Raw genomic sequence first — 1,453 nt, 5'->3', positions numbered from 1 at the left:
TCCTCCATTTTGGCAATAAGGGAAGTAAGGTGTTCAGGTACAGCTCCTTGAACAAGAACGTTGCCGCCAGTAAGAGCTGCCGCTGTCATGAATGTACCAGCTTCGATACGGTCAGGTATAATATGATGTTCAACGCCATATAATTTATCGACGCCTTCGATTCTCATCGTACCCGTACCAGCACCTCTTACTTTGGCACCCATTTTATTAAGGAAGTTCGCAAGATCTACAATTTCAGGCTCTTTGGCCACATTTTCCAGAACAGTAATACCTTCGGCAAGTGTTGCTGCCATCATGATGTTTTCGGTGGCACCCACACTCGGGAAGTCTAGATACACACGTGCACCCTTAAGCCTTCCTTCGACCTCGGCATCAATGAAACCATTGCCGACCTTTACCTTTGCTCCCATCGCTTCAAAGCCCTTTAAATGCTGATCGATAGGACGTGAGCCGATGGCACAGCCGCCTGGAAGAGCCACGCGGGCCCGGCCATTCCTTGCTAATAAGGAGCCCATCACTAAAACGGAAGCTCTCATTTTACGCACATATTCAAATGGTGCTTCTTCTAATAACTCTCTTGATGCATCTACAGTTACTTGATTATCATGAAAGGCAACATCTGCATTTAAGTTGCGCAATACTTCATTGATTGTATATACATCGGAGAGCGTAGGAACATCTTTAATGATACTTTTCCCATCACTTGCTAATAATGTTGCAGCGATAACTGGCAAAACGGCGTTTTTAGCACCTTCTACTTTAACTGTCCCGCTAAGCCTTTTTCCGCCGCGGACGATGATTTTTTCCAAAAGTATTCCCCTCCGCGTCCATTTTCTCTATATTAATATTCAAACGTTATGATTGGTGTGCCAACTACAAAGTTCGTTCGTTCACCCAATCCTTCTGTCCGTAGCCCAAACTGCAAATTTAATTTTTCTTTTGTCAAAGGTTGTTTAAACAATGTTGAATGTGCAGATATTGATGTAAAGTTTGTTTCATGCACACTCTCAATTTCCCTTGCTTGGAACATATCTAACAGGTCTTCAGTTTTAGAGTTCCTGAATCGATATTGTACGTTAACGCCTCAGCCTTCCAGCCGGAAGCATCATCTTTCCGGTGCCATTGAAATTGAGGGTATTTTTGTTTCAAAGCGAAAACTTCGCTTTCAAACTCTTGTTTAGTTGCAATCTCTTTATTTATCTCTCTAGCGAGTACAGACCAATCACCTATGTCCAAATCCTTATCTTCTTGTAACAGTCCAACCATTTTGACTATATCTGGTTTAGTTTCTGCCACAATCGTTCTATTCCCAATTAAAATCACCATCAAACCAAGAAATACTATGTATATTAACATTTTTTTGTTTACATTATACATGTTAAATCCCTCCCCTTTTATGCATTATTACCATAAGGAGAGAAATCATACTTCAAGTTTTTCCGACAATTGATGA

At 41.2% G+C, this 1,453-nt stretch carries 3 protein-coding genes; all 3 read right to left on the bottom strand.

The annotated features are described in order from the left end of the window. Positions 1-809 (bottom strand): UDP-N-acetylglucosamine 1-carboxyvinyltransferase (locus CVN76_RS05400; RefSeq protein WP_157805544.1); only part of this gene is annotated, 809 nt, incomplete at its 3' end. Positions 810-841: 32 nt separating this feature from the next. Then, positions 842-1,030: a YwmB family TATA-box binding protein gene (locus CVN76_RS32320; RefSeq protein ID WP_100530546.1), complete on the bottom strand. Its 189-nt coding sequence runs from the start codon at positions 1,028-1,030 to the stop codon at positions 842-844. A gap of 2 nt (positions 1,031-1,032) precedes the next feature. Further along, the gene (locus CVN76_RS05390; RefSeq protein ID WP_100530545.1) at positions 1,033-1,377 is read right to left on the bottom strand and encodes a hypothetical protein; all 345 of its coding nucleotides are present in this window, start codon (positions 1,375-1,377) and stop codon (positions 1,033-1,035) included. Positions 1,378-1,453 lie beyond the last annotated feature (76 nt).

Source organism: Bacillus sp. mrc49 (assembly GCF_002803435.1).
Note: the sequence above shows the minus strand (reverse complement) of the source record. Positions and strands in the feature narration are given on the sequence as shown.

What these genes read in the sequence shown, in the direction of transcription:
- CVN76_RS05390 (WP_100530545.1), bottom strand. Translation starts at nt 1,377, where the DNA reads ATGTATAATGTAAACAAAAAAATGTTAATATACATAGTATTTCTTGGT.
- CVN76_RS32320 (WP_100530546.1), bottom strand. Translation starts at nt 1,030, where the DNA reads ATGTTCCAAGCAAGGGAAATTGAGAGTGTGCATGAAACAAACTTTACA.